This window comes from Muriicola sp. SD30 (genome assembly GCF_041205185.1).
Taxonomy (GTDB): domain Bacteria; phylum Bacteroidota; class Bacteroidia; order Flavobacteriales; family Flavobacteriaceae; genus Muriicola.
This window is the reverse complement of record NZ_JBGEWB010000002.1, coordinates 21,069-44,282: the sequence shown is the minus strand read 5'-3', so window position 1 is coordinate 44,282 and position 23,214 is coordinate 21,069. Positions and strand designations below refer to the sequence as shown.

17 protein-coding genes are annotated in these 23,214 nt (G+C 43.1%); 6 read left to right on the top strand and 11 right to left on the bottom strand.

Going from position 1 to position 23,214, the window contains the following annotated elements:
* Positions 1 to 20: 20 nt before the first annotated feature.
* Positions 21 to 470 carry a nucleoside deaminase gene (locus AB8P51_RS05260; protein ID WP_369748467.1) on the top strand — a complete coding sequence of 150 codons (450 nt, stop codon included), beginning with the start codon at positions 21 to 23 and terminating at the stop codon, positions 468 to 470.
* A 58-nt stretch (positions 471 to 528) separates the two neighbouring features.
* On the opposite strand, the gene AB8P51_RS05255 is transcribed toward AB8P51_RS05260, so the two are convergent.
* The 4 genes from AB8P51_RS05255 to aspS all read right to left on the bottom strand — a co-directional run bounded on the left by AB8P51_RS05255 (position 529) and on the right by aspS (position 4,706).
* Positions 529 to 723 (bottom strand): cold-shock protein, encoded by a 195-nt coding sequence (locus AB8P51_RS05255; protein WP_369747735.1) that lies wholly within the window; start codon positions 721 to 723, stop codon positions 529 to 531.
* Positions 724 to 813: 90 nt separating this feature from the next.
* Positions 814 to 1,077: a hypothetical protein gene (locus AB8P51_RS05250; RefSeq protein WP_369747734.1), complete on the bottom strand. Its 264-nt coding sequence runs from the start codon at positions 1,075 to 1,077 to the stop codon at positions 814 to 816.
* A gap of 1 nt (position 1,078) precedes the next feature.
* Complete coding sequence (locus tag AB8P51_RS05245; RefSeq protein WP_369747733.1) at positions 1,079 to 2,863, bottom strand: chloride channel protein; 1,785 nt, start codon at positions 2,861 to 2,863, stop codon at positions 1,079 to 1,081.
* Between the two features lie 91 nt (positions 2,864 to 2,954).
* On the bottom strand, positions 2,955 to 4,706 hold the full coding sequence (aspS, locus tag AB8P51_RS05240) for an aspartate--tRNA ligase (RefSeq protein ID WP_369747732.1): 1,752 nt from the start codon (positions 4,704 to 4,706) through the stop codon (positions 2,955 to 2,957).
* A gap of 180 nt (positions 4,707 to 4,886) precedes the next feature.
* On the opposite strand from aspS, the gene AB8P51_RS05235 reads away from it, so the two are divergent.
* Positions 4,887 to 7,808 carry a SusC/RagA family TonB-linked outer membrane protein gene (locus AB8P51_RS05235; RefSeq protein ID WP_369747731.1) on the top strand — a complete coding sequence of 974 codons (2,922 nt, stop codon included), beginning with the start codon at positions 4,887 to 4,889 and terminating at the stop codon, positions 7,806 to 7,808.
* A gap of 10 nt (positions 7,809 to 7,818) precedes the next feature.
* Positions 7,819 to 9,138 carry a RagB/SusD family nutrient uptake outer membrane protein gene (locus AB8P51_RS05230; protein WP_369747730.1) on the top strand — a complete coding sequence of 440 codons (1,320 nt, stop codon included), beginning with the start codon at positions 7,819 to 7,821 and terminating at the stop codon, positions 9,136 to 9,138.
* Between the two features lie 55 nt (positions 9,139 to 9,193).
* On the opposite strand, the gene AB8P51_RS05225 is transcribed toward AB8P51_RS05230, so the two are convergent.
* Genes AB8P51_RS05225 through AB8P51_RS05210 form a run of 4 tightly spaced genes read right to left on the bottom strand, consistent with a single transcriptional unit; the run spans position 9,194 to position 15,839 of the window.
* Entirely contained in the window at positions 9,194 to 12,694 is a 3,501-nt protein-coding gene (locus AB8P51_RS05225; RefSeq protein WP_369747728.1) for an efflux RND transporter permease subunit, read from the bottom strand.
* A gap of 8 nt (positions 12,695 to 12,702) precedes the next feature.
* Positions 12,703 to 13,872: an efflux RND transporter periplasmic adaptor subunit gene (locus AB8P51_RS05220; protein WP_369747727.1), complete on the bottom strand. Its 1,170-nt coding sequence runs from the start codon at positions 13,870 to 13,872 to the stop codon at positions 12,703 to 12,705.
* Positions 13,873 to 13,898: 26 nt separating this feature from the next.
* Positions 13,899 to 15,233, bottom strand: coding sequence for a TolC family protein (locus AB8P51_RS05215; RefSeq protein WP_369747726.1), 1,335 nt, complete (start codon positions 15,231 to 15,233; stop codon positions 13,899 to 13,901).
* Positions 15,234 to 15,839: a TetR/AcrR family transcriptional regulator gene (locus tag AB8P51_RS05210; protein WP_369747725.1), complete on the bottom strand. Its 606-nt coding sequence runs from the start codon at positions 15,837 to 15,839 to the stop codon at positions 15,234 to 15,236.
* A 159-nt stretch (positions 15,840 to 15,998) separates the two neighbouring features.
* On the opposite strand from AB8P51_RS05210, the gene AB8P51_RS05205 reads away from it, so the two are divergent.
* Positions 15,999 to 16,973, top strand: coding sequence for a polyprenyl synthetase family protein (locus AB8P51_RS05205; RefSeq protein WP_369747724.1), 975 nt, complete (start codon positions 15,999 to 16,001; stop codon positions 16,971 to 16,973).
* Between the two features lie 9 nt (positions 16,974 to 16,982).
* Here AB8P51_RS05205 and AB8P51_RS05200 read toward each other — a convergent pair whose 3' ends face one another.
* A complete protein-coding gene (locus AB8P51_RS05200; RefSeq protein WP_369747723.1) occupies positions 16,983 to 18,158 on the bottom strand; it encodes a lycopene cyclase family protein in 1,176 nt (391 codons plus the stop codon).
* A gap of 67 nt (positions 18,159 to 18,225) precedes the next feature.
* Positions 18,226 to 20,508: a TonB-dependent receptor domain-containing protein gene (locus AB8P51_RS05195; RefSeq protein WP_369747722.1), complete on the bottom strand. Its 2,283-nt coding sequence runs from the start codon at positions 20,506 to 20,508 to the stop codon at positions 18,226 to 18,228.
* 78 nt (positions 20,509 to 20,586) lie between these two features.
* Between AB8P51_RS05195 and AB8P51_RS05190 the strand changes: the two genes are divergently transcribed.
* Both AB8P51_RS05190 and AB8P51_RS05185 read left to right on the top strand, forming a co-directional pair.
* Entirely contained in the window at positions 20,587 to 21,234 is a 648-nt protein-coding gene (locus tag AB8P51_RS05190; RefSeq protein ID WP_369747721.1) for a metal-dependent transcriptional regulator, read from the top strand.
* An 11-nt stretch (positions 21,235 to 21,245) separates the two neighbouring features.
* The gene (locus tag AB8P51_RS05185; protein WP_369747720.1) at positions 21,246 to 22,061 is read left to right on the top strand and encodes a ZIP family metal transporter; all 816 of its coding nucleotides are present in this window, start codon (positions 21,246 to 21,248) and stop codon (positions 22,059 to 22,061) included.
* Positions 22,062 to 22,068: 7 nt separating this feature from the next.
* On the opposite strand, the gene AB8P51_RS05180 is transcribed toward AB8P51_RS05185, so the two are convergent.
* On the bottom strand, positions 22,069 to 23,208 hold the full coding sequence (locus AB8P51_RS05180; protein WP_369747719.1) for an efflux RND transporter periplasmic adaptor subunit: 1,140 nt from the start codon (positions 23,206 to 23,208) through the stop codon (positions 22,069 to 22,071).
* Positions 23,209 to 23,214: the final 6 nt, after the last annotated feature.

Sequence of the window (23,214 nt, the reverse complement as noted above, 5' to 3'; positions counted from 1 at the left end):
AAAATTGTATTTTTGACGCTGTGGATCTTATTCTCGACGATACGTATTTTATGAAAAAAGCCCTGCAGGAGGCTGAGGTGGCTTTTGAGCAAGGGGAAGTCCCTGTTGGTGCGGTTATTGCCGTGCAGGGAAGGATCATCGCCCGTGCCTACAATCAGACGGAAAAACTCAATGATGTAACTGCCCATGCCGAGATGCTGGCCATAACAGCAGCCGCCAATTTCCTGGGCGGGAAGTATTTATACGATTGTACCATGTACGTCACTCTGGAACCCTGCCTGATGTGTGCCGGTGCCTTGTACTGGAGTCAGATACCAAGAATTGTATACGGGGCTCCGGATCCCAAAAGGGGATTTTCCGTTTCCGGCGGTATACTGCATCCAAAGACGATCCTTACCGGCGGTATTCTGGAAAAAGAGTCGAATGCTCTATTAAAAAGATTTTTTATCCAGAAGCGAAATCTCAATTAGACATAAAAAAAAACACCCGTTTTAAACGGGTGTTCTGTTTCTTTCAAAATAAAATATATCAGTTGACCACCTGTACCTGGGCGGCAACCATTCCTTTTCTCCCCTCTTCTTCCTCGTATTCTACTTTGTCTCCTTCGTTCAGTTCCACTCCGTTAAGGGCGGTGGCGTGAACAAAGATGTCCTTTCCGGTTTCGTCGTTCGTAATGAATCCATAACCTTTAGATTCATTGAAAAATTTTACTGTTCCAGTCATCCAATTAAGATTAATAAATAATATGTGTAATACTAAAATATGGAATTTTGGGCAGAAGCCGTAATGGAATGAGGAGAAATTGCCTGATTACTAGCGTTTTTTGGTCTTTTTTTCTTCAACATCCCTCATTTTTCTGATGTTCTCTTCGTTCAGCATATAATCCTTTACATTCTTCCCCTTACTTTCTTTCAGAAGGAAGAGTGGCATGGCGATAAGGAACAAACCAACCGTCCCAAAGCCTATGTATTTGTTGCCTGTTGCAGGTTGTTCTCCCACGATGATAAAACCGTAGATGATGGCTCCCAGGGAGAGAAGAACAATGGCTGTGATGATATATTTAGTCTTTATAAGCATCCTATTTTGTAAAATTAATCAGTTTGCGTCTGTATGCCGTCAAAAGTTTAGATTTTGAGACAAAACCGTAATATTTTCCATCTTTGATAACGGGTAAATTCCATGCGCTGCTGTCCTGAAATTTCTTCATGACGGCCTGCATAGTGTCGGTTTCATAAAATATATGTTCCGGGGCTTTGTGCATTAGTGTTTCAACAAAAAGTTTGTCGTAAAGACTGGTGTCAAACATAAAATCACGAACATCATCCAGCAAAACAATCCCTACCAGTATACCTCCTTTGTTGACTACGGGGAAAATATTCCGGGTTGATTTAGCAACGGACTGGTGCAACATTTCTCCTAGGGTCATATCCTGATTTACGGTTTTAAAACCTTTTTCGATCACATCGTCCAAATGCATCAGGGTAAGAACGGTCTGGTCTTTATCATGAGTGATCAGAGCCCCGGCTTTGGCCAGCTCCCGGGTATAAATGGTATGGTCCATGGCGTTCTTTGTTATGAGATATGAGATGGCCGAGGTGATCATCAGGGGAACAAAAAGCTCATATCCACCTGTAATCTCAGCGATAAGAAAAATGGCTGTCAGGGGTGCGTGTAATACCCCTGCGATCAGGCCGGCCATGCCTATCAGCGTAAAATTACTCTCACTCACCGTAAATCCGATGCCAATATTGTTGATCACTTTTGCGACTACATTTCCCAGCGCGCTTCCCATCACCATAGTAGGGATAAATATCCCTCCTGCACCTCCTGCGGCAAAAGTAGTGGTCATGGCCACTGCTTTAAAGATGGTGATCCCAAAAAGCAGGGCAATGACAACCCATATGTTGGAAGTATATTTATCAAATGGGGTTTTCCCAAGTGCTTCCAGTGAATTACCATCCAATAAATGGTTGATAAACCCGAATCCTTCCCCGTAAAGAGGAGGGATGAAATATAACATGATCCCAATTGCGATACCTCCGACAAGCAGTTTGTATTTAGGGCTTTTAAATCGCTTAAAGAATTCGAGGATACCGAAGTACATCCTCGTAAAGTAAATGGAGGCAAAGGCCGTTCCCACGCCCAGCAGAATATAAAAAAGCGTATCCCGGATCTCAAATTTGTCGGTGACATTAAAATTGAAAAGGGTTTCGTCGCCCAGGAAGAAATAGGAGGTGAGTACGCCAGAAATGGAAGCAAAGAGCAAAGGCAGCAAAGAGAGCATGGTAAGGTCGAGGCTAAATACCTCCACTGCAAAGATGATTGCCGCTATAGGGGACTGAAAAATAGAAGCTATGGCTCCGGCTGAAGCGCAAGCTATAAGCAAGGAGCGCGTTTTGGCATTGATATGCAGGAATCTGGATAGATTTGAACTCAGGGCAGAACCCGAGGCCACGGCAGGACCTAAGAGTCCGACAGAACCCCCGAAGCCAACTGTGAGAGGGGCCGTTATCAGGGGAGTGTAGATTTTTTTTATGGTGATAATGCCCTTCTTCTTTGACATTGCCAGAAGGATAGAAGAAATGGCATGTTCTAGTTTCTCTCTGTGCACATATTTTACATAGAGATACACCAGGGTAAGGCCAATAATGGGGCTTATAAAATAGAGCTGAGTACTGGTAAAGGTGATGCCTTCTTCTACCAGGGATTCAATAAAGTAGGTGGTATTTTTAAGGGTCACCGCGGCCAATCCGGCTAACAGACCAACCACTACACTCATGATATGGATAAAGGTCTTATTGGAGATATTTTTATACCTCCAGCGATAAAACCTGGCGAACAGAATTTTGATCTGTCTTTGCATTATGGAAATTAAACATCAAATTTATGACAATTCACAGCCTCGTTACACCAGCCCAGCCCATTAGGTCTTTTTAAACTAAAAAAAGCAATTTTTACTCCTCTCTCAGACGCAGGTTCAATTCTATCAGCTGTGCGTTATCAATCGGTGCGGGGGCGTCAATCATGACATCCCTGCCACTGTTGTTCTTGGGGAAGGCGATAAAATCACGGATCGTTTCCTGCCCTCCGAGTATAGCCACCAGCCTGTCAAGACCAAAGGCAATACCCCCATGGGGAGGTGCACCGTACTGAAAAGCTTCCATTAAAAACCCAAACTGGGCTTTCGCTTCCTCCTCTGAAAATCCGAGATGCCGGAACATGATACTCTGCACCTTTTTGTCATGGATCCTGATAGATCCACCGCCAATTTCATTTCCATTAAGGACGAGGTCATAAGCGTTGGCCCTCACCGCATCAGGATCAGTATCGAGCAATTCGAGCTGACCTGGTTTTGGAGAGGTGAAGGGATGATGCATGGCGTGATAATCCCCTGTTTCCTCATCTTTTTCCAAGAGGGGGAAATCTATGACCCATAAGGGGGCAAATTCGGCAGGATTTCTCAAACCGAGCCTTTCTGCCATCTCCATTCGAAGGGCACTGAGCTGGGTTCGTGTAGTATCGATATCGCCAGAGAGTACACAAATTAGGTCTCCCGGCTTGGCGCCCGTGGCCTCCGCCCATTTTTGAAGATCTGATTGTTCGTAGAATTTGTCTACTGACGACTTAAAGCTTCCATCTTCATTGCATTTCACGTAAACCATTCCTTTCGCTCCCACCTGAGGACGTTTGAGCCAGTCGATGATACCATCTATTTCTTTTCTGGTAAACGAGGCCCCTCCTGGAACGGCAATTCCCACGACTAATTCAGCCGAATTAAATACGTTGAATTCCCGGTGCTGTGCAAGGGTATTCAGTTCTGCAAATCGCATATCAAACCTGATATCAGGTTTGTCATTACCATATGTTTTCATCGCCTCGTCATAGGTCATCCGGGGAAAGGCATCAACTTCCACCCCTGCTATCTCTTTCAGCAGATGGCGGGTGAGGCCTTCAAAGGCATTAAGGATATCTTCCTGTTCCACAAAGGCCATTTCGCAATCGATCTGCGTAAATTCTGGCTGTCTGTCGGCTCTCAGATCTTCATCTCGGAAACACTTCACTATCTGGAAATATTTGTCGAGTCCTCCAACCATCAGCAGTTGCTTAAAGGTTTGAGGGGATTGGGGCAAGGCATAGAATTCCCCCGGGTTCATTCTGCTGGGGACCACAAAATCGCGTGCTCCCTCCGGGGTTGATTTGATCAGATAGGGCGTCTCCACCTCGATAAATCCATGTTCAGAAAGGTATTTCCTCACTTCCATGGTAACCTTACTGCGGAAAATCAGCTTGTCTTTTACAGGATTTCTTCGAATGTCGAGATATCTGTATTTCATTCTGAGATCTGTGCCGCCATCAGTCTCATCTTCAATCGTAAAAGGAGGGAGTAATGCCGGATTAAGTACCGATAATTCCTTAACGAGAATTTCAATATCACCTGTTCCGAGTTGCGGATTTTTAGAGGTCCTCTCAATGACCTCTCCCTTTACCTGGATGACAAATTCGCGCCCCAGTTTCCTGGCTTCGGTCAGTAGTTTTGACGGTGTCCTTTCTTCATCAAAGACCAATTGGGTAATGCCGTATCGGTCTCTTAGATCAACCCAGACCACAAATCCTTTATCCCGTACTTTTTGTACCCATCCGCTCAGGACAACATCAGTCTTTACATCCTTTCCTCTTAACTCTCCGCAACTATGAGTTCTATACATTGAAAATCTGAATTTTAGCTGCGGCAAATGTAAGAAGTAATGCGTTGAACCCCCAATTTCTGATTGTATTTTAGGGATAATTTTACTCCCTGAATTCAAAAGAAATTATTGATAGATTTTGTAATTATAATATCTTCCTTACCTTGGAATATCAATAATCTAACTCAAAACTTAATTAACATGAAACAAAAATCACTTGGAAAGACATTCCTATGGTTGTTTCTCGCCTTACCCATATTAGGGTTTTCGCAGGGAACGGTTAGCGGGAATATTACAGATTCCAATTACGGAGACCCCCTGGCGGGGGTAAATGTCGTAGTCAAAGGAACCTCTCAGGGGGCTATTTCCGACTTCGACGGGAACTACTCAATCAGCGTAGCCAATTTTCCTGCTACCCTGGTTTTTTCATCTCTAGGGTATGAGACCAAGGAGGTGACAGTAGAAGGACCTACTACTTTAAATGTATCGCTCGGAGAATCCGCTACCGGACTTGATGAAGTGGTCGTAACAGGTCTGGGAACTTCCATCAAACGAAGTAACCTGGCGAATGCTGTTGCTACGGTGTCTAACGAAGAACTTGTAGGGACTACCGCACAGACCACCTTAGATGGTGCACTTTACGGGAAACTTACCGGGGTGAATATTACCTCTTCTTCAGGTGCTCCCGGTGGGGGATTTGCCTTGAGACTCAGGGGAATCTCATCCATCAACGGAAATAACCAACCTCTATATATCGTAGACGGGGTGTATGTTAATAATGCGGAGATTCCTTCCGGACTGCGTTTTGCATCTGGTGCCAACAGGGGAAATGAAGAAAACTCGGCCAACCGTATAGCCGACCTGGATCCTAATGACATTCAGAACATAGAAGTACTTAAAGGTGCTTCTGCCGCTGCCATCTACGGAACACGGGCGAATGCCGGGGTTGTGATCATCACCACCAAAAGGGGAAGCCAGGGTAAAACTGAAGTTAAGTTTAGCCAAGATACCGGATTTAATACCATTATAAATAAACTGGGACTAAGGCCCTGGACTGCCCAAAGTGTAGAAGATACTTTTGGTGCAGCTGAGGTTGACCTTTACAACCAGGCTATTGCCAGTGGCGGACTTTTTGATTATGAAGATATCATTTACGGAGAAACAGGATTAATTACCGATACGCGTATTAGCGCAAGTGGAGGTGATGAAAAAACCAAGTTCTATGTGGGTGCTTCTTACAGGGATGAGGAAGGTATTATTAAAAACACCGGCTTTAATCGTTTTTCTCTCAGAGCTAATGTTGACCATACAATTTCAAATACGTTTAGCTTTTCGGCCTCTTCCAATTATGTGAGGAGTAGCTCAAGCAGGAGTTTTACCGGAAATGAGAATGAGGGAGGTCTGAGTTATGGGTATACCCTGGCATTTACCAGACCATGGATCAATTTGTTCCCGGATGATACCGGAGCTTATCCGGATAACCCTAACTATTCAGGAAATCCCATTTTCGTGAGGGATCAGGCCGTGAATGAAGATAAAAACAACCGTTTTATACAGGGGATTAAGTTAACCACCAATCTTTTAAATACCGGAGATGACGCTGTTAAACTGATCTTCAATGGAGGGGCCGATTTTCTGGCAAACGAAACCTTTGTGTACGTTCCTGAGACCCATCAGGCACAAAGAGGAAATCAGAATGGCTTTATTGGAGTAGGGAAGAATAACTTTACCAATTTCAACTATCAGGGGATTGCGGTCTGGAATCGCAATGCGATGGGAGGTGATCTGGCCCTTACTTCCCAGGCAGGTATTTCCTATCTGGAACAACAGGCAGATCTGATCTTTAACCAGTCGACACAATTAATTCCAGGTCAGACCAACCTAAGTCAGGGTTCTGCTCAAGCCATCACCCAGACCACTTCAACGGTTAAGGAATTTGGATATTTTGCTCAGGTTGAAGGAAATTATCAGGATCAGTTGATCGGTACGGTAGGGTACAGATTTGACAAGTCGACCCTCAACGGAGACCCCAATAAGTTTTACGGTTTCCCAAAGGCATCGCTGGCGGTGAACCTGCATAATTTCGATTTTTGGTCGGATGGAGTTTTCCAAAGATTAAAAATTAGAGCAGCATACGGGGAAACAGGATCTTCAGGAGCTTTTGGTTCTGCATTCACAGGGCTAAATCAGGTTTCTGTAGGTGGAATTGGAGGTTCTTCAATCTCTGCATTAAAAGGGGACCCGGATATAGAACCAGAAACTTCCTCAGAATTTGAGGTAGGTTTTGATGCCGGGCTTTTTAATAAGGTAAATCTGGAAGTTTCTTATTACAACAGGGTTGTAAGTGATCTTCTTTTGAGTAGGGTACTGCCCACTTCAACAGGCTTTGGTTCGGAAACGACAAATCTAGCCGACTTAAAGAATGAAGGGGTAGAAGTAGGTATAACCGTTAATCCTGTTCAGAATGAGAATTTCTTCTGGAGTTCAAATATCAACTGGTGGTTTAACCGATCAGAGATTACGAGGTTGGATGTACCCGCCTTCCCACAGCCCGGTGCCGGTTTCGGCCTCGGTCTGGGAACCTTCTATATTGAAGAAGGACAGCCTGTAACTCAGTTGGCAGGGAATGTAGATGGAGTACCCACCCAGATTGGAAATGTTGAACCCGACTTTCAGATGGGATTTTTCAATAATTTTACCATCGCCAAGCAGTTTGATGTATCCTTCCTTTTACAATGGAAAAAAGGTGGAGATAACCTCAATCTGTCCAGACTACTTACAGACCTTGGGGGTACCACCCCGGATCTAGATACTCCTGAGGGTATAGCTCGAAATGCTTCTCCTATTGCTGCGGTAAGGTTTGTAGAACCGGCAGGATACTTAAGACTAAGGGAAGCAGCAGTTTATTACAGATTGCCTTCAAGCGCCCTTGCCTTCTTCGGAGATGCGGTTACTGGAATAAAGCTGGGAGTATCGGGTAGAAATATATTCACCATTACAGATTACAGTAGCTACGACCCGGAAACTTCCACCAATGGAGGTGCCGGCTTGTCTTCAGGGATAGAGGTTACACCATTCCCAAGTACCAAGCAGTTTTACTTTCATTTAAATGTTAACTTCTAAAAAAATAGCAATGAAAATCATACAGAAATATAAAGCAATAGGAGGTTTAGCACTTTTAATACTCTTTGGTGCTGTAATCACCGCTTGTTCTTTTGATGAACAAGTAGATCCCAACAGACCTAGTCTGGCCGGGGTCCTGACCGACGCTTCTCAAAACCAGCTCAATAACCTGGTTGTAGGGGTTGAATCGGCTATGCGTAATTCGCTGGCTATCCAGACAACGGGTTCGGGAACTATGGCAAGAGAATTGTATCTCTTTGATGCAGATCCCAGAAACACCCAGGATTTACTTGGCGCAAATGGGATTTCCCTGGATAATAATTCCTTTTATTCCACTGCTCCCTGGGGTGGTCGGTACGTTTCTATAAAGAATGCAAATATTCTTTTGGAATCTGTAGAGAATACAGAGCAGGTAACCGACACTCAGAAAGCGGGATATAGAGGGTATGCCAAGACCATAATAGCTTTTGAGCTGATCGAAGTATTAAAGTCGTATAACCGCGCACGGATAGACGTGGCCGATCCGGACAATCTTGGACCTATTCTGGAATTTGATGCGGCTCTGACGGCTGTAAGAGCCTTGCTGGATGAAGCATTGACCGACCTGAATGGAGCAGGGGCAGAATTTGCTTTTCCCCTTGCAGGTTTCTCAGGTTTTGATACTCCAAGTGGTTTCGCAGAATTCAACAGAGCAGTAGCTGCTGTTGCCGCTGTGTATGCCGGTGATGGAAATGCAGCCTTAACAGCCCTGTCTAATTCCTATTTTGATCTCGCAGGCGACCTGACTATCGGACCCAAGCACGTTTATAGTCTGGATAGTGGGGACTTCACCAATGGGCTCTTTAAGATTCCGGATAATAACGGAGACCAGATCATTGTACATCCTTCATTTATTGCCGATGCTGAAGCTGGTGATACCCGAGTTGATAGCAAAACGCTGATTCGAGCTAATCCTACTACTCAGGACGGACTTTCAGGGGATTATCAAACGGCCTTGTACGCGTCAAATATATCTCCTATAGATATGTTGCGGAATGAGGAATTGATTCTGGTATATGCCGAGGCTAATATTTTGGCCAACGATCTGTTTGAGGCAGAAGATGCGATTAATGTCATCAGAAACTCTGCTTCTTTACCCGTTTATACCGGGGCATTGACTGCAGAGGCATTAACCACAGAGATGTTGAATCAGAGACGCTATTCCCTCTGGTGCGAAAATCACAGGATGTTTGATCTGAGAAGGTATAACCTTTCCAATACCTTGCCTATCGACAGAGCAGGAGATCAAGTATTTAATACGTTACCGGTGCCTTTATCGGAAAATGAATAAACTGATCTGATTATCAATGAAAAGGCCGCCCATCTGGGCGGCCTTTTTTACTTGATCAGGCGGCGATATCAGCATCGATCTTTTTCAGATCGGCCTTCTTGTCTTTCTGAAAAAATAATTTAATCCGATAGGTGATATTAAACAATACCGGGACAATGATCAGCGTAAGGAAGGTAGCGATAATCAGACCGAAAATGACGGTCCAGGCCAATGGCCCCCAGAAAATCACATTATCACCTCCTACATATATTCTGGGATCTCCGGTGGAAAATAAGGAGAAGAAATCGATATTTAATCCCACAGCAAGCGGTATCAAACCAAGAACGGTAGTAACTGCCGTAAGGATTACAGGTCGTAACCTGGCTTTCCCTCCTTTTACAATGGCCTCGGTTACATGTTCGAGCGGAAGCAGGTTGTAATCATCTATCCCCAGGGCAACTTTTTTACGGTCGATAAGGATCTGGGTATAATCTAACAGAACCACTCCATTATTCACCACAATTCCTGCCAGAGCTATAATTCCCATCATGGTCATCATAATCACAAAGGGCCATCCTGTGAGCATCAACCCTCCAAAAACCCCGATAAAACTCAGGAAAATAGCCGTCATAATGATGGCCGGTTTGGAAATTCCTCCAAACTGGAAAATCAGGATCAGCATGATAAGACCCAGTCCCGAAAAGAAAGCACCCACCAGAAACTGCATTTGCTTATTTTGTTCTTCAATCTGTCCGGTAAAATCTAATTGGACATCAGCAGGCAATTCCTCAAAATTCTCCATTTCCTTCTGAATTTCCGCAACTATCGCTCCTGCATCTGAAAAACCGGGTTTTAGTCCCGAATAGACCGTTACAACCCGTTTATTATCCCTGTGTTTGATAGCACTAAAGGAGGAAGTATTTTTCTGACTAGCCACTGCAGAAACAGGAATTTCCCTGATCTGTCCTGTTGCCTGGTCCCTGAAGATGATATTCTGATTAAAGAGGGCACTTTTATCGTATCTCAGGTCTTCTTTAAAGCGGACATTGATATCGTAATCTTCCCCATTCAGTTTATATACCCCGGCCTTTTCACCGAAGAGAGACCGTCGCAATTGTTGTCCTACCTGGCCAACACTGACGCCCAGCTCCCCTGCTTTTTCCCTGTCGACCTCAACGTTCATAGAGGGCTTGCCTTTATTGACATCGATCTTCAGTTCTTCTATTCCTGCAATATTTTTCCGGTTGATAAAATTCCGGATGTTTTCAGCAGTATTGATGAGCACATCGTAGTCTTTTCCTTCCAATTCTATATTGATCGGATAGCCCGATGGGGGCCCTACCGCATCTTTTTCAACAGATATAGATACGCCCGGATAAATCCCAATGAGGTTGTCCTGGATGTCTTTTCTAAGTCCTTCGGAATCGATCCCATTCCGATATTTAAATTCCCTCATAGACAGAGTAATTTTCCCCCTGTGAGGCATTTCTGCCGAAGAGCCCCCATCTGTATATGGGTTTCCTGCTCCTTCACCTACCTGTGAAACCCCTGAGGATAAGAGAAAATTATAATCCCCATCGGTGTATTTGGGCTTATTGGCAATTGCATAAACCCGGTCCTCAATGGCTTTAGTAAGCTCGTTGGTTTTTTCAATTGCTGTGCCCTGAGGATACTCTATGTATACGTTAACCTCGTTTGGGGTATTGTCTGGAAAGAACTCTACTTTCGTTCTGCCGCTCCCCAGAGAAAGGCCAAAAAGCATGATCGTACTGATGAGCAACAATACAGTGATCCCTGAAAACCAATAAACATTTTTTCCCCTCAGTGAAAACTTGAGTTGTCGCTCGTAGAAATTTTCAAACTTAACCAGGATTGTACTCTGGAACTTTTTAGACCATTTTTTTATGCCGTATTTGTATGCCCAGAATAGAATGGCTGTTACGATCATAACACTGCCCAGACCTCGCATACTTCCTCCGAATATGAGGATAAAAACTCCTATTCCCGCGAGGATAGAACTGGTCCTGATCAGTTGCTTACGGGTTAGTTCTTTATCGCCAACTTCCATAAAGCGCGAAACCAGCATGGAATTCATAAAAATTGCTACGAAAAGAGAAGAGCCCAGAACAACCGAAAGGGTAATCGGGAAATAGATCATAAACTGTCCAAATATACCGGGCCACAAGCCAAGAGGTACGAATGCAGCTACCGTGGTAAGGGTAGATATAATAATCGGAAATGCAATCTCTCCGATTCCCTTTTTGGCAGCTTCGATCCTCGACATCCCCTCCTGTTCCATAAGGCGATAGACATTCTCAACAACTACAACCCCGTTATCCACCAACATTCCAAGACCCATAATAAGACCAAACAGTATCATGGTATTTAGTGTATAGCCCAGGGATGACAGAATAACAAAAGACATAAACATCGACATTGGAATCGCAAAACCGACAAACAAAGCATTTCTGAATCCCAGGAAAAACATCAGTACAGTCACTACGAGAATGATCCCGAAGATGATGTTATTGACAAGGTCATCTACCTGTCCCAGCGTCCTGCTGGAGGAATCGTTGGCCAGGGTAAGGGTGAGGTCTTTGGGATAATAATTATCCTCAGCTTCTTTTACCAGTTGCTTAATATCGTTGATGGCCTCGATAGTATTTCGCCCTGATCTCTTTTTTACATCCAACATTACCACATTGTCGCCGAATTCCCTGGCATAGGTAGTCTTGTCCTTTTCATCAAAGGTCACCTTTGCGATGTCTTTAAGATAAATAGCTCCATTTTCAGATTTAACTACAAAGTCGTTCAGATCTGAAGGTTCTTCTATTTCCCCGAGAATTCGGATTGTTCTTCTTTGATTGATGGTTTTAAGGTTGCCGGCAGACATAGTCATATTTCCATTGGAAATGGCTTGCAGCACATCCTGGAAACTCACTTTGGCAGCCATCATCTTATAGACATCCACGGCTACCTCCACTTCTTTTTCCTGTGCGCCACGAATATCCACTTCTTTAACCTGAGGGAGGTCTTCTATTTTCTCTTCCAGATATTCGGCATATTCCTTCAATTTTTCAACCGGATAATCCCCGGTGAAGTTGATATTGATGATGGGGATTTGTTCAGCGAGATTCAGGTCGAAAATATTGGGTTCTACCTTAGCCCCGTTGAATAAAGGCCAATCTTCGCTTGCTTTTTCAACATCCACCTCATCCTTTACCTTTTGTTTGGCTTCCTCAACTGAAATATCCTCATCAAATTCGGCGGTGATAATACTGTAATCCTCCTGGGAAGTTGATGTGAGTTCAACCAGATTACTCACATTTTTAATGCGGTCTTCAAGGGGATCGGTGATTAATCGTTCTACATCCTCAGCGGTATTCCCTGGATAAGGAGTACTGATATAAACCTTGGTCTCTACTACTTCAGGAAAATCTTCCCTGGGAAGCTCCATATAGGACGTATACCCTAAATAGAGGAAGATTGCGATCATCACATAGACCACAGATGGGTTGTCTATTGCCCAGGAAGAGAACCTGAATTCTTTATCGGCGTTCTTTTTTTGTCTGCTCATTGTAAATCCTACTTAATGATTTGAACGTCCTGGTTATCTTTTACGCTTCTGGCACCCTCCTGAATAATCAGATCTCCCTGCTGAAGTCCACTCAGGATTTCTACATACCTGCCCTGGGTCTTTCCTGTAGTGACCACTCGCTTTTTGGCAGTACCCTTCATTTCTTCATCGGGTTTATCCACTACAAAAACATATTGTTCTCCTTCTGCATTTTCGGAGATGACACTTTGAGGCACCAGCAGGGCATCCGGATTGCTGTAGTCGTTGATCATCACCCTGGCAGTTAAATTGGGTTTTATCCTGTCTTGCGCATTCGGAACAGGGATTTCCACACTAAAAGAGCGGTTGTTTGGATTTATAAAATTACCCGCCTGCCTGATTTTGGTCTGAACAGAATCTCCCAAAACGGGGAAGTAAACCTGGGCTTTAGTGCCTTCAGCGACACTACCGACATAGGTTTCGGGTACATCTACGTTGATATACATGTTGCTGAGGTTCACAATTCTGAAAATTTCAGAGCCCGGTCCTGGCGAAACCACGGTACCCTGATCTTTGATCACATCGTCAATAATCCCGGAAAAAGGAGCTCTGATAGATGATTTTCCCAATTGTTGTTCAACCTGTTGCACATTGTTTGCGATGGCTTCGTATGAGGTTTTTGCCTGGAGGTACTGAATTTCTGAACCGATATTCTGTTCCCAAAGTCTTTTCTGGCGTTGGTAAGTGGTCTCTGCAAGTGCCGCCTGGGCTCTCAACTGTTCCAGTTGATTGGCTAAGCCACCATCGTCAATCTTTCCGAGTAACTGCCCTTTTACAACTCTGTCACCTTCCTTAACATAAACCCTTTTCAGAGTTCCCGCCATCTCGGGATAAATCAAAACATTTTGTTTGGTAGCTACATTTCCCTGCAATTCCAGAAAATGCTCAAAATTCTGAGGGTTAACCTCATAGGTATTTACCAGTGGGAACCTGGTGTCGGCATCCAGGATTGCTATTACGGAGTCGAGTTTATTGACCTGTTCATTCAACGATTTTACCTCTTCTGAAAGGCTTAATTTCCTAGATCGTATTTGTTCCAGATCTCCACTGCTGATGAGGGAATCGAGAGAGTCATTCTGGCTTTCCCCGCACGAAAGGAGCAGGAGAAATAGTGTCAGGATTGATATACTAGTTTTCATTTTGGTTATGGATTAAAGATCTGTTCTTAGTTGTTTGCGATTACTTCTAATTCGGTTTTGGCATTGATTACATCTACCATGGATTGGAGATATTCCTGTTGCGCAGTATAGAGCTGGGTTTGGGCTTGCCTGAGTTCAAAACTACTGGCGATCCCTTCCTTGTATTTAATCTGATTTTTTCTTTCAATGCGCTCAGCCAGATTCAGATTTTCCTGAGTGGTATTGTATTGTTCCACAGCCAGCTGATAATCGCTCTTTGCTTTTTCCAGCTGTAGCCTGATTTGTTCCTGTGTTTCTTTGAGTTGGGTCTTTGCTTTTTCCAGGGCTATTTTAGCACGCTGAGTGCTGGCGCTGCGTTTCAGAGAACTAAAAATAGGGATACTTAAGTCGAATCCTAAAATAGAGGAATCGAACCATTGCTGTTCACTGTCAAAAAAAGTGAAGGAATCGCTAAAGGCGGTGGAACCGTAATTTAAAAAGGCATTTAAAGTAGGTAAGGCCCTGCTTTTAGCGAGCTTCAGCTCGTAATAACGCTGCTCATTGAGATTATTCACAAGTTTAAAATCAACATTATTTTCCATGATAAACGGGGCATCCAAAATGGTGGGGTCTAAATAAGCCTGTGCCAGGTCATTCAGATCTTCCGACAATTGTGTGGTTGAATCCAGGGGAAGACCCATTACCAGATTCAGCATCTGAAGTGTAATTTTCTCAAGGCGCATGGCATTGTTGAACTGACTCTCAACCGTAGAAAATGTGATCTGCAGTTGCTCTACACTTTCTTCTTCTGCCAATCCGTTCTCATATAGTTTCTGTGTTTCGTACAAGTTATCGTTTAGTGCATCCAGATTATTTCTAAGGATACCCACTGATTCCTTGGCCAGTAATACGTTCCCATAGGCTTCAACTACGGCCTTGCGCACTTCCTGTGTTGTCTTTTCCTTGTTGTTTTGGCTGTAACTCAAAAAGGCTTTTGTAGCCTGAACCCCTACAATATAGGAACCGTCAAATACCTGCTGTCTTAACGTAGCGGTAGCCGTTGCCTGCTGGGGTTGTCCAAAGACAATAGGCTGGAATTCCCCGGGTTCTCCGCCAAAAAATTCTGCAGGAATCAGGGAAACAGGTTGTTTAAGAAAATTCTGATAGCTAACATCTCCTGTGATCTGGGGTAGTCCTGAAGCTATGGTCTCCCATTTTTGCTTTCGGGCATCTACAATATCCCTATCTGCATTGAGCGCAGAGTAGTTGTTTTCTAAGGCAAATGCAATGGCTTCATTTAGAGTAAATGAAGTGGGCTCATCCTGGGAAAATCCCGAGTAGGACAAGAATATCAGCATTATAAATAAACGAGTAAGTTTCATTTATTTTTGATTTGAGTGAATAATTTCATTTAATATTTTTCTACCCTGAGGGGTAACGATTCCCCTGAGGTGGTATTCCAAATAGTCGTCCATCAACTGCGATTGAGGGAATTCATCTTCAGGGAAAAGGGTGTGATCTTTTATACTGGTAACTCCTGAAAAATAAATTCTCGCAATAAAATTGATATTCAAAGAAGAGCGGTAAATACCCATATCTATCCCTCTTTTTACATTATCCACGACACAGTTCTGCATAAGCTCAAATTGCTTCATTCTGAGCGTCTTATGTATTTTAGGGTAGTATTTTTGCAATTGGAATTGTGGAGAGGCCTTTTCATCTTTAAGGTGCTTCATCGCAAATTTCTTGATCTCATAGAGTTCTTCAATTGGATTCTTCTGCAGGCTGCAGATGGCGTCTATCCCTTGTGAAACAGTATTGAATAGTTCAAGTGTGCAAGCCTCAACCAATTTGGTTTTATTGTCAAAATGAGAATAAATAGTCTTTTTAGAAATGCCCATTTCATGAGCCAGGTCGTCCATAGTGACGCTTTTAAACCCCAGGGACAGGAACAGGTCGGTTGCCTTATATAATATTTTTTCTCTCATCAGGGGGCAAATATAATTTTGGAAACTTTAAAAACAATAAAAGTTTCCAAAGTATTACAATAATTTAACACAAACCGTCAATTTGAATTTAATTCCGTTTTTCAGGACAAGGAAGGCAGGCATGTTCTGATTTCTTCTATTTTTGAAAAAAAATTGTCTATGCAATCTGTGTCATTCTACAGGGATAAATTTGAGGAGTATCTCAGTTCTAGCATTGGGGATCGGGAACCCAGATCCTTGTATGAACCCATGTTTTATATCCTGAAACTTGGTGGAAAACGATTGAGGCCAGTTCTTACCATACTTTCTGCCGATCTGTTTGGGGGAGAGACAAAGGATGCTTTTAAAGCCGCCATGGCTATAGAGTATTTCCACAATTTCTCCTTGATTCACGACGATATAATGGATGCTGCTCCACTTAGGCGGGGTAAAATTACGGTACATAAGAAATGGGATATCAATACCGGGATACTGTCTGGAGATGCCATGCTGATTGAGGCATATCGCTTTCTTGAAACGTATCCCCCGGAAGTATTTAAGGAATTGACTGTGCTTTTTAATAAGACGGCTATAGAGGTCTGTGAGGGGCAGCAATATGATATTGATTTTGAGACCCGGGAAGAGGTTAGTGTATCGGAGTATTTAAAAATGATCAGGTATAAAACTGCGGTCCTGGTAGGAGGAGCGATGAAAATGGGAGCGATAACCGCAGGTGCTTCGGAAGCTGAACAGGATAAGATCTACAATTTTGGTCTTTATCTGGGAATAGCTTTTCAATTACAGGATGATTACCTCGATGTATTTGGAGATCCCAAAACCTTTGGAAAGCAAACAGGAGGGGATATAATTGAAAACAAAAAGACCTACCTCTACCTCAAAGCACTTGAACAAGGTGATGCGAATCAGGCACGAGAGTTAAAAGACCTGTTTTCAATTCAGCCCAGGAATACGGAGAAGAAGATCAGGAGAGTCATGGAAATCTATGATCAATCAGGAGCATCAGAGGAAACAAAGCAGGCAATTGCGCATTACACAAACAAGGCGTTCGAGTTTCTGAATCAGCTGGATATTAGTCAGGAAAATAAAGAAGTACTACTTAGTTTTGGTCGTGATCTGATGGGCAGAAAGGTGTAAAAAAAACATCTACCACCATTTCTTTTTTCCGCCAATAGCCCAGAAAATATGCCTTCCCAGTGATTTGACAAATGGAATAGGATTTGGAGCCATCATGATATAGATATCCTCATACCACTTCGTTTCTTCATCAAGAAATTTTAGAATAAGCTGGGGTTTCCTCTTCTTGAATAGCGATTCAAAGATAGATCTACCCAATTCATTATTTCTATACAATATATTGAGGAGAAGCAGGTCGTACAACCAGAAACGAGTTCTTTTTTGAAAGGTATCTAAAGACTTCTGCTCTTTTAGATGTTGAATGAGTGCGGATGTTTTCTTTGCCGTATTCATGAAGGTGTAACCTGTACTGGGCTTGCTCCATCCTCCTGCCGTGCCGATATGGAAAACCCTTTGTGTGTTGTGTTGTGTAAAATCATAGCAGGTCATCGGAATACTTCCTTTTTCTTTTTCTAAGATCCTGAAATCTGAACAATTAAATTCATTGATCATATATTCCTTAATCGCCCCTTCATATTCCTCATCCTTCAGAAGATGTGGGGAGAACAAAGTGTATTCAACAAGTGCTTCTTTCTCACTGAACGGCAAGACATACATAAATCGTGTATTGCCCTTTTGCACAACCGAAAAGTCCATAAAAGTAGCCTGGCCAGAATTAAATACAGCTTGCTCCGTCTGAACAAACCAGCCTATAAAATGTTGCTGGAGGATAGGATATTTTGCATTTTCCCTGAAGTTGTCATAGCTAAACCAACTATTGAATACCTGTGCTGTGCAGAAATTCTCCTGGTCTGTTTTAACCACAACCCTTCCTTCTGAATTCTCTTCTATATCTAACACCCTTGACGGTTTAAAGGTAATGTTGGAATATGACTTTATTCGTGTTAAGTAATGCGAATAAAAATCTATCCCTTTGATCAACTTGTAGGAATAGGGTGCGATTTGGTACGACTCTTTGTGTTTTTTTCCTGCGAAGTAAATCTGCTTCCACTTCTTATGAATCAATTCATCAAATGGACCAGTTCCTTTTTCCCAAATACACCAGGTACGATCGTTTCGGGATTTATCGTCTTTATCTAAAAGGAGAATTGATTTGTCTTTAAAGGCGGGGTCTTTTCCCAATCCATCTGCCAGCATAAGGCCGGATGCCCCGGCTCCAATGATGATGAAATCGTATTCTGTCATAGATTACTGAAGAATTGCTAAGGTACGAATATTGGAAGTATTGATCTGGCCTCGATTATTACAGGCTTTATCGTAGCCCGGCAAAGGCACGGATTCCCTGGTTGGGCCCATAGACATAGGTAGGGTCGAAAGTAAGGGCATAAGGGTTATCAGGGGTGGCAACTACATTGCCATTTGAGTCATATGTCACATTTTTATCAAAAGGATCATTAGCTCTGGCGATTATAAAAGGTGCACTTTTAGCGGGCGTCCAGTCGAGTATATTTTTAATGCCCCCATATATCTCAAAATCCTTTAACCCCGAGTAAGTGAATTGGATATTCTGAATACTCCAGCTAGGGGAATATTCACTCCGCGGATCCAACTCTCCCAGAAGAGGAAGACGCATGGGGCCATAGAGGTTGCCGGTATAATCTAAGGCCAGGTCTATAGATCTAATGGCGTATGAAATACTCCAGGTACCTGTAAACTGTTCGGTTAGGATCTGCCTGGTTTTTATCCCGTTTTCAGTGCTGGTAACATCCATAAGTGTTCCCCCTACTAAAAATTTTAGTCCATTAGGTAGTGCCAGGTCGATATTCGCACTTATTCCCCTGGATATAGAATTACCATCGAGATTGTCATAAATGATCTGGTCTGTATTTGTTTCGTAATCCGGGATGATCCTGTTCGTAAAGTAGGTGTAGAACGCTGAGGTATCCAGATTGAGGTACAGTCCGTTAAAACTGTATATTTTTTTTGAATAATTCAGATTTACATTGTAAGATCGTTCAGGATCAAGCGCTTCGGCAATTACCACCTCTCTGGCACCGGTTAATGCCGCGTGGTCTTCGGTAAATAAATTAACTACCCTGAATCCCGTACCGGCATTTAACCTGAACATATCAGAATCTGACAGTTTCCATTTGTAGGCCAGCCTGGGGGTAAAAATAACGCCATGCCTTTGGTCAAAGTCGAGTCTTGATCCCAGCAGCAATGAATGATCTTCTCCAAGGCTTATCTGATCCTGTGCAAACAAGCTGGGAATCCATACCTTATCAGGCTCATTCTGATTTACATTTGACGTGGCAGGAGTATTGTCATCGTAATAATTGTAACGAAGGGAGGTGCCTAAGAGCAAGTCATGTGATTTGAAAGTTGGTCCCCAGGTAAGTTGGCCAAATCCGATTCGTTGATCAGCCAGATACGTAGTAGTACCGTATACCGAATTCTGATTGTGATTCGTATAGGAGAATGACAGCATCAGGGGTTCGTCAACCGGCAACTGGTATTTTCCCAGTATTTCCCATCTATTGGTGTAAATACTTTCTCCATAGATCTGATCTCCTCCTCTGAACTCAGGCGTCCACTGCATTTCACCTCCCCATCTATCTTCGTACAGGTACCTTCCCGCAAGGGAAAACACTCGTTGGTTAGAACGTTGAAAATTCCATTTTTGAAATAGGGAAATCCGATTTTGAAGGGTGACGTCTGTAAAATTGTCGTTATTGTTATCAATAGGGATGTTGTAATTGAAATAGTTTAATCCCAACAACAGGGTAGTCTTATCTCCAAGGGCAATTTTAGAACCTACATCCAGGTTGTATTCTCCCCAGCCGGTCATAAATCCATCTACTTCCAGTTCGGGTGCTTCCGGAGGGTGTTTTGTAATCACATTGATGAGTCCGCCTACCGCCTCGCTTCCATATAGGGAAGAGGCCGGACCTTTGACTACTTCAACCTGGGAAATCAGTGAATTGGGGATACCCGACAAGCCGTAAACCGTTCCCAGGCCACTGATAATGGGCATACCGTCAATGAGGACTAAGGTATAAGGCCCTTCTAAGCCATTGATGTGTATATCTCCTGTATTACATACATTGCAATTTACCTGGGGCCTTACCCCGTTTACATTGGCCAGGGATTCAAAGACATTCGGGGTTGGGTTTTTACTGAGAAAAGCCGGAGAATAAACTTCTACAGGGACCGGACTTGCAAGTCGGCGCACCGGTTTTAAGGTGCCGCTTACTACAATATCATCGAGATTTTCTACGGAGGGAATGAGTTCAATATCGAGCTTGAGATTCTGGTTTTCTGTTAAGTTTATCTCTGTCCTAAACCCTTCAAAACCTATTGCGGAGGCAATGAGCTGGTACTTTCCAGGCTGCAAATCCTCAAGAATGTAGGTGCCATCGGCCTTGCCTGAGGTCCCGATATCGGTATTTTTTAACCGAATATTTACAAACGGTACTGCCTCATTTCCAGCGTATATAGTACCATAGATACTCGATTCCTGACTATGTCCCTGAAAATAACTGCAGAGCACAAAGGAAACGAGGAACAAATACTTTGATGGCCAATGGTACCTCATGGGAGTATCTAAAATTTAGACAAATCTAAAAATATGTTTTTACAAATAAAAATGTATTTTTGTTCGAGGACAAAAGAAATGACTCAATCTGAAGAAAATTACCTGAAGGCTATTTATCACCTTGGAAAGGCAAAATCCGGGGTGATATCTACCAATGCCATTGCTGAAGAGATGCAGACCAAGCCTTCTTCAGTAACCGACATGGTAAAGAAACTGGCAGACAAGGGTCTGTTAAACTATAAAAGATACCAGGGAGTATCACTTACCTCTGAAGGAAAGCAGAAAGCCCTTTCAGTAATTAGAAAGCACCGACTGTGGGAAACATTTCTTGTAGAAAAACTTAATTTTAACTGGGATGAGGTACACGAGATCGCAGAGCAACTCGAGCATATCCAAAGTGAAAAACTGATCGATGAACTCGATCGTTTTCTCTCCTTTCCCAAGGTAGATCCTCATGGAGATCCGATTCCTGACAGGAATGGAGAACTGGAACCACGTCAGTCTAAACTCCTGAGTAATCTGGATACCGATACTAACTGTGTCTGTATAGGCGTGAAGGATTCTTCCTCATCATTCTTGCGGTATCTTGATAAAAACCAGATTGCTTTGGGAGATAAAATACGAATCCTCGAAAAGGAAGATTTTGACAATTCGGTACACGTACAAATCGGGAACCGGAAACTTCATCTTTCCCATCTAATAGCTTCTAATTTAATTGTCACTTAACTGGAATTATAATGGAACAGGTAATTTCTTATTTCGAATCAATTAATCCCGTACTGGCGGCGTTCTATGCCACTTTGTTTACCTGGGGGCTTACTGCCCTGGGGGCTTCCCTGGTTTTTTTATTTAAATCGATGAACAGGGCTCTTCTAGACGGGATGCTTGGATTCACCGGGGGCGTAATGGTAGCTGCAAGTTTCTGGAGTCTTCTGGCGCCCGGAATAGAAATGAGTCCCGGGGAAGGATTTCAAAAGGTTATTCCTGCCGCCGTAGGGTTTTTGCTAGGTGCGGCTTTTATATACGGACTCGATAAAATATTACCTCATGTACATATAAACTTCAAGAAACCTGAAGGAATTAAAACTCCCTGGCACAGGACTACCCTGCTCACCCTGGCAATAACCTTACACAATATTCCGGAAGGTTTGGCGGTTGGGGTCTTATTCGGAGGGGTTGCAGCAGGATTTGAAGGTGCCAATATTGGCGGGGCAGTAGCTCTTGCTCTGGGGATTGGTCTGCAGAATTTCCCTGAAGGTTTTGCGGTTGCGATGCCCCTTCGAAGACAGGGCCTGAGCAGGTTTAAGAGCTTCGCCTACGGGCAGGCATCCGCCATTGTAGAGCCTATAGCTGCTGTTCTGGGAGCATGGGCTGTACTAACCTTTCAACCGATATTGCCATATGCCCTTTCTTTTGCGGCAGGCGCAATGATCTTTGTGGTTGTTGAGGAAGTGATCCCTGAAACTCAGCTCGATAAGTACACCGATATCGCTACCATGGGTTTTATAGGGGGTTTTATAATCATGATGGCATTAGATGTTGGTCTCGGCTAAACCTTTGTTAAAATTCGGCAGCAAAGAGTGAAAAAGCCCCTTTCACCAGATAGGTGGCATCTTTATCTTTTACTTCTGTAAGTTCAACTGCCGAATAGCCTTGGTGACGATGTTCGCTTTTCACCCTTAGCTGTTCAAATACATACTTATTCTGATCTTCTGAAATCAATTTCAATGCGTAAACTGAATTGTCAATTTCAGCCAGAGCTTCAGTAGGCAATGCATGTTTTTGTGTCTCAGAGGTTTCTATCTGAGCCTCCACAAACATCCCTGTAAGAAATCGGTTATCTTTCTCATCTTTTAAATGTGCGTGGACTCTTACTGTTCTGTTTTCCTCAATATGTGTACCGATCAGATATACTTCAGCTCCAAAGTTTTCATTAGATGCCTCAGGGATGGTGAATACAATGTTCTGACCTATTTTTAAGCTCATGATGTCTTTTTCAAAAACCTGTAATTCGAGGTGAATATGGTCATTATCAGTGATTTCCAGGATTTCATCTGCGGGAGAGACATACATACCTTTTGAAACAAGCATTTTGGTTACGCTGCCCGAAATAGGAGCGTAAATGTTTAGTACCGATCTTATGTTTCCTGCTTCAACCTGGGCAATAGGAATATTGAGCATGATTAATTTTTGCCTCAGACCATTGTAAAGAGCCAGTTTTCCTTTGTAATCGCTTTCTGCTTTCAGGAAATTCTTTTGTGAAGTAATTTTTTCTTCTACTAGTTGTTTCTGGCGTTCAAATTCGGCCTTTAAAAACCCGAGCTGCTGTTTAGTTTCCAGATAATTCTGCTGGAGGGTAATAAATTCAGGATTTTCAAGAGTAAGCAGTACTTGTCCTTTCTTAACCTTATCTCCTATGAGCAAGGGTGTCTCTTTGATATACCCACCCATAAGGGCACTGACTACAGCTTTGTTCTGTGGAGGGACTTCAATCATACCTGTTGCCTGTTTAAGGGCAGGGAAAGGCTTAATCTCTATAAGGCCTAATGCCATTTCTGAAGCCTCAAATTGTTCTTTTGAGACTGTGATAGTCAAATCTTCTTTTGTATCACTCGATTCTTTTTCCTCTGTATTATTTCTGCATGCGACCAGGAATAAAAGGATTATCAACGGGGTAATTTTATATATTTTAAGCGCCATAGTCTT

What these genes read in the sequence shown, in the direction of transcription:
- AB8P51_RS05255 (WP_369747735.1), bottom strand. Translation starts at nt 723, where the DNA reads ATGACTGGAACAGTAAAATTTTTCAATGAATCTAAAGGTTATGGATTC.
- AB8P51_RS05250 (WP_369747734.1), bottom strand. Translation starts at nt 1,077, where the DNA reads ATGCTTATAAAGACTAAATATATCATCACAGCCATTGTTCTTCTCTCC.
- AB8P51_RS05245 (WP_369747733.1), bottom strand. Translation starts at nt 2,863, where the DNA reads ATGCAAAGACAGATCAAAATTCTGTTCGCCAGGTTTTATCGCTGGAGG.
- aspS (WP_369747732.1), bottom strand. Translation starts at nt 4,706, where the DNA reads ATGTATAGAACTCATAGTTGCGGAGAGTTAAGAGGAAAGGATGTAAAG.
- AB8P51_RS05235 (WP_369747731.1), top strand. Translation starts at nt 4,887, where the DNA reads ATGAAACAAAAATCACTTGGAAAGACATTCCTATGGTTGTTTCTCGCC.
- AB8P51_RS05230 (WP_369747730.1), top strand. Translation starts at nt 7,819, where the DNA reads ATGAAAATCATACAGAAATATAAAGCAATAGGAGGTTTAGCACTTTTA.
- AB8P51_RS05225 (WP_369747728.1), bottom strand. Translation starts at nt 12,694, where the DNA reads ATGAGCAGACAAAAAAAGAACGCCGATAAAGAATTCAGGTTCTCTTCC.
- AB8P51_RS05220 (WP_369747727.1), bottom strand. Translation starts at nt 13,872, where the DNA reads ATGAAAACTAGTATATCAATCCTGACACTATTTCTCCTGCTCCTTTCG.
- AB8P51_RS05215 (WP_369747726.1), bottom strand. Translation starts at nt 15,233, where the DNA reads ATGAAACTTACTCGTTTATTTATAATGCTGATATTCTTGTCCTACTCG.
- AB8P51_RS05210 (WP_369747725.1), bottom strand. Translation starts at nt 15,839, where the DNA reads ATGAGAGAAAAAATATTATATAAGGCAACCGACCTGTTCCTGTCCCTG.
- AB8P51_RS05205 (WP_369747724.1), top strand. Translation starts at nt 15,999, where the DNA reads ATGCAATCTGTGTCATTCTACAGGGATAAATTTGAGGAGTATCTCAGT.
- AB8P51_RS05200 (WP_369747723.1), bottom strand. Translation starts at nt 18,158, where the DNA reads ATGACAGAATACGATTTCATCATCATTGGAGCCGGGGCATCCGGCCTT.
- AB8P51_RS05195 (WP_369747722.1), bottom strand. Translation starts at nt 20,508, where the DNA reads ATGAGGTACCATTGGCCATCAAAGTATTTGTTCCTCGTTTCCTTTGTG.
- AB8P51_RS05190 (WP_369747721.1), top strand. Translation starts at nt 20,587, where the DNA reads ATGACTCAATCTGAAGAAAATTACCTGAAGGCTATTTATCACCTTGGA.
- AB8P51_RS05185 (WP_369747720.1), top strand. Translation starts at nt 21,246, where the DNA reads ATGGAACAGGTAATTTCTTATTTCGAATCAATTAATCCCGTACTGGCG.
- AB8P51_RS05180 (WP_369747719.1), bottom strand. Translation starts at nt 23,208, where the DNA reads ATGGCGCTTAAAATATATAAAATTACCCCGTTGATAATCCTTTTATTC.